Here is a 4544-nt window from a genome sequence, read left to right as displayed (position 1 = left end):
GAGTATATCTGCCAGTAAATACCCTGCTACAGGGCCTTTAGCAGATGCATTGTATCAATTGGTTGAGCAAGAGTTATCGCAGGACCCATTAGACATAAAACAAAAGTTACAGCAGAAAAAACCAAAACTGACTGAAGCAGAGCTCATTACGCGCTGGCACATTGGCTTGTACAATATGCTTAAAAATCACCAACAGTTTACTGCAGATGAATTTGGCCTTTTAGCTCAAAAGCGTGCTAAGGCGGTTAAAGCCTATCTCATTGCTCAAACAGAGATTGATCCAGGAAAAATATTTGTGCTTGAAAGCCGTATCAACACAGCAGAAGATGCCGCTGAAGCATTGCTGGAGTTACAAGTAAAATAACCTGTCTGTGGCTGTTAACCGCTATCGACATCGGGTAGACTGCGCATACATTGCAAACGAGTAATAACAAGCGTTTGCAATCATGACGTATCATTAATATTGTTAAGATTGAGGTTATCTATGTTTATCGTTCGCTGGATTTTAGGTCGAATTATTTTGTTGTTAAATTTTGTGTTTGCTCCTAAAAAGCGCCAACGTCCGCAAGATCAACAAGCTATTGTCGATCAACAAACTCAATCATTGGCATTGTATCAATACGCCGCCTGCCCTTTTTGTGTCAAAGTTCGTCGTGATATTCGCCGCCAAAATTTAACCATTAACTTAGTCGACGCCAAACAAGATGACAACAAAAGCGTGTTAGTAAGCCAAGGTGGCAAGCTACAAGTGCCTTGTTTGCGTATTGAGCAAGACGGCAACACCCAATGGTTATATGAATCAAAAGCCATTACCAGCTACCTCAACGAACGTTTCGCATAAAGCACTGGTTATGTCATGTCGCCACCGTTTCTTTCAACACTGTGGTTAACATATTGCTGCATAAATATTTTTCAATCGGGCCATGCTTGTATCAATAAAGGTCATGATAATATTTTGCAGCATTTATTCACGTTTCATTTAACATCAAAACGAATGAGGTTATGAGTGTCAAAAATTAGCTTAATCATCTGCAGTCTCATACTGCTTAGCGCCTGTAGCGCAAGCGAACCTGATCCTATGGACTTTGCGGGGCAGTTTCGCGATGCATTCAGTACTCAAATTAAAGGCAATGGAATTAAATTATTTGTCTATAAAGCCAAATTAGCTACTGCCCTTGATCGCAGCATTCCTGGTGATGCCCCGCATGAAAGAAGAATTCGCAGTAAACAAGATGCCCAGAGTTATCAAATTGAACAACGTAACGCAGAGAATCGTCTAGAATTATGGCATCAACAAATTGATCTTGGCCTTAGAAAAACCATCGAAATGAATGGTTATTGTAAAGCCGGTTATATTGAATTAAGTCGTTATGTTGAAACTGAGCGCGGTGAAATTCGTGGCGAATGTAACGATGGTGCTACCGCTGAAGATATGAAAAAATTCGGCGCCTAATTGCCAAGCCGATGCGGCTTTAACTGACTTAATAGGTTAATTATTGTCGCTGACGGATAAAACACTATATCCAGCTAAGCAATTAAGCTAAAATTAGCATCCAAATTTTCTCGTGATGTTGCCGTAGGCTCCAAGACCAGCGTCATCACGCTCCGATAAGCCGTTTATCGTCTAAAATGATATTAATAGTTTGTCGTTTACAAAGTAAGAAATCAGATGAATAGAAAGCAAGAGATGATCAAAAAATTGGCCAAACGTGCCAAGGCTCGCCAAAATAAAGTGGTGCCAGCTAACCCAAGTAACAAGCCTGTAGAGCGTTATATCTCTAAAGCTGAACGTGAGAAAATTGCGTTAGCAGAAGCGGCTGAACAAACGGTTGCCACTGAAGCCAGCACAGAAACCGACAAAGACTAACACCCATTTACAAGGTGTCAGCATCAAAAAGCCTCTACTCTTGGCCTTGGCCAAAAATAGGGGCTTTTTATTGTCTGCTCTGTGGGCATCAGCCTGATATTAAATATCGACCAGAGCATCCAGCCTAGATCCCAATCTAAATCCAATAAGATCTGCACTCAATCACATCTACACAGAATTAAATCTAAAGAGCATCCAGCAGATCAATTGGTTTTGTCGGTGCTTTTGTCACTAGTGGTTTTATCGGTACTCGTGTTATTAGCACCCACTTTTTCAATATCGCCTGTATCGGCGTTATCTTGTTGAGCTAATTGTTTACACAGCGGCTCTTCATCTAATTGGGCCATCTGAGTGCGCCCAGGCATAGGTGAAGGAGCAGCCACCATATCAATGTTTATGGCATCGTCTTCTAGCAGTTGTTGGTTGGCACCCGCCGTTAGCATGCCTTGGCGGCTAATTTTATCGACTAATCGATATGCACATAAAATACCTATCACACCAAATATAATTGCCCCAATCACCTGACCAATTAATACTCCAAATACACCGCCCCACTGCGCGCCAAAATACACAAATGGTATGGTGCCTATGGTTGCTTTACCCACATTAAAAAAGGTCGAGTATTTGGCCTTACCTAAATTATTAAATGAGGCGTTAGCAATAAACAAAATGCCCGAAAAGATAAAGAACACCGCGATGTACTGACAGAAAAACAAAATAAGTTCTGCCGCATCGCCTTTCATATCAAAACTACTAATAATGACATTTCGTAACAGATACAGCCCAAGAGACATCATCAACACATAAGCGACACAAAATTGAATCGCTTTGGTTAAACTCAATCGGACACGCTCAATTTCATTGGCTCCAAAGTTTTGACCCACAATCGGCCCAACAGCGCCAGATAGTGCAAAAATCATCCCGAACGATACCGGAATTAAACGCCCTAATACCGCCCAGCCAGCCACATAACTATCACCAAAATCTGCTATGGCACGGGTTACCACCGCATTACCAATTGGGGTTGCCACATTGGTTAACATTGCAGGCGCGGCGATTGAAAAAATAACCCCTAAATCTTGCTTAAACTCATCAAATGAAAAGCGACCTAATAATTTATGTTTTACCACCACACCGCGGGCAGAAATAATGAACACAGCTATACGAGCAAGTACTGATGCGGCCGCCGCCCCTTCAATGCCCATTGATAAGGAGAAAATGAAGATAGGATCGAGTATGGCATTGACACCACCACCGGCTAGCGTCGACATCATCGATAGTTTGGCATCACCCACAGCGCGCAGTGCGCCGCCAAGCGCCATTGCTAAACAAATAAACGGTAAAGATGGCACCAGAATATACAAGTAGCTTTCAGCCAATTCCGCAGTGCGCCCAGTTGCCCCCACTAACGCTAACAATTCTGGAATAAACGCGATGACAATTGCGGCCACCAGCACACTGGTAATTAAGGTCACTATGGCACTGTTTAAAAACAATCTCTTAGCTAACTTTATGTTCTTAGAACCCACGGCTTTTGACACCAAAGCCCCAAGAGCAATGGATAAACCAATACCTATTGATGTGGTAAAAAATGAAATTGTGCTGGCATAACCAGCTGCAGCGGCAAGCTCTATTTCACCAAGCAGACTTAAAAAGAAAATATCGAGTAAGTCGACCACAAACAGCGCCGAAATACCCACTGCAGCAGTAGAGCTCATCACCAAAATATGGCGTAAAATAGAACCCTCAACAAATTTAGCGGCGGTCATTAGTATCCTTGATTGTCAATAGTAAAAAGCAAACCTCACTCAGGTTTAAGGGCCGTTGCCCTAGAGTTTTTCAAGCTCGCTACCACAATGATTACAATATTCGGCATCGTTATCGTGGCCTTTTTTACCACAATTACTGCATTTACGTAAATCACGGGTTCTGACCATTTCATGTGAAATTTCAGCTGTTAAAATACCGGTGGGGATGGCAATAATCGAATAACCAATCAACATAGTGAGTGCTGCAATTCCCTGGCCCAATGGGGTTTGCGGCGTAATATCTCCGTAACCAACGGTGGTAATAGTCACCACGGTCCAATACATCGACTTAGGAATGGAAGTAAAGCCATTATTAGGCCCTTCGACCACATACATAACCACACTTAACACCATGATAATCAAGCTGACCGAAAAGAAAAATATAAACACTTTACGGCTCGACTGCATCATTGCTTTAATCAATAAGTTGCCATCACTGAGATAGCGCAGCAGCTTTAACACTCTAAATACACGGAATAAACGCAGTACTCTTAGCGCTAGCGCGACATTGGCACCAGGGAAAATCAACCCTAAATAACTGGGTAAAATGGACACTAAATCCACTACACCAAAAAAGCTGCGTGCATAGTGTAACCGATTCAGGGAGCAATAGAGCCTTAATATGTACTCAACGGTAAAGAATACAGTAAAGGTCCATTCTGCGATACTAATATAGTCGCCATACCGCGAGTTAATATGCTCAATGGTATCGATAAAAATCAATATCACACTCAATACAATACACACCATAAGGGTGATATCGAAACGTTTTCCGGCTGGGGTTTCGGTACCAAAAATCACACTTCTAAGTTGCTGTTTTAGTGGACTGTCGGCTTTTTCTTCGATATTCATCTTATTATTCACTGTCT

Annotated in this window: 5 protein-coding genes and 1 pseudogene; 4 read left to right on the top strand and 2 right to left on the bottom strand. The window is 42.1% G+C overall.

Going from position 1 to position 4544, the window contains the following annotated elements:
- The 4 genes and pseudogenes from CXF78_RS21435 to CXF78_RS10955 all read left to right on the top strand — a co-directional run.
- Positions 1 to 364 (top strand): annotated as a pseudogene (locus CXF78_RS21435) (hypothetical protein); the annotation flags it as partial.
- Positions 365 to 484: 120 nt separating this feature from the next.
- On the top strand, positions 485 to 841 hold the full coding sequence (locus tag CXF78_RS10965; protein WP_011637063.1) for a glutathione S-transferase N-terminal domain-containing protein: 357 nt from the start codon (positions 485 to 487) through the stop codon (positions 839 to 841).
- A 165-nt stretch (positions 842 to 1006) separates the two neighbouring features.
- Positions 1007 to 1453, top strand: a complete 447-nt coding sequence (locus tag CXF78_RS10960) for a phospholipase D-like domain-containing protein (protein WP_102036798.1) — start codon at positions 1007 to 1009, stop codon at positions 1451 to 1453.
- Positions 1454 to 1669: 216 nt separating this feature from the next.
- Positions 1670 to 1867 carry a DUF2986 domain-containing protein gene (locus tag CXF78_RS10955; protein ID WP_011637061.1) on the top strand — a complete coding sequence of 66 codons (198 nt, stop codon included), beginning with the start codon at positions 1670 to 1672 and terminating at the stop codon, positions 1865 to 1867.
- Positions 1868 to 2070: 203 nt separating this feature from the next.
- On the opposite strand, the gene CXF78_RS10950 is transcribed toward CXF78_RS10955, so the two are convergent.
- Together CXF78_RS10950 and CXF78_RS10945 are read right to left on the bottom strand one after the other, a co-directional pair.
- Positions 2071 to 3636: an MATE family efflux transporter gene (locus CXF78_RS10950; protein ID WP_102036797.1), complete on the bottom strand. Its 1566-nt coding sequence runs from the start codon at positions 3634 to 3636 to the stop codon at positions 2071 to 2073.
- Between the two features lie 60 nt (positions 3637 to 3696).
- A complete protein-coding gene (locus tag CXF78_RS10945; RefSeq protein WP_011637059.1) occupies positions 3697 to 4527 on the bottom strand; it encodes an ion transporter in 831 nt (276 codons plus the stop codon).
- Positions 4528 to 4544 lie beyond the last annotated feature (17 nt).

The sequence above is a fragment of the Shewanella sp. 11B5 genome (assembly GCF_002836795.1).
GTDB lineage: Bacteria > Pseudomonadota > Gammaproteobacteria > Enterobacterales > Shewanellaceae > Shewanella > Shewanella frigidimarina.
Note: the sequence above shows the minus strand (reverse complement) of the source record. Positions and strands in the feature narration are given on the sequence as shown.

Excerpts from the sequence above, each read along its gene's own strand:
- CXF78_RS10965 (WP_011637063.1), top strand. The coding sequence starts at position 485 with ATGTTTATCGTTCGCTGGATTTTAGGTCGAATTATTTTGTTGTTAAAT.
- CXF78_RS10955 (WP_011637061.1), top strand. The coding sequence starts at position 1,670 with ATGAATAGAAAGCAAGAGATGATCAAAAAATTGGCCAAACGTGCCAAG.
- CXF78_RS10950 (WP_102036797.1), bottom strand. The coding sequence starts at position 3,636 with ATGACCGCCGCTAAATTTGTTGAGGGTTCTATTTTACGCCATATTTTG.
- CXF78_RS10945 (WP_011637059.1), bottom strand. The coding sequence starts at position 4,527 with ATGAATATCGAAGAAAAAGCCGACAGTCCACTAAAACAGCAACTTAGA.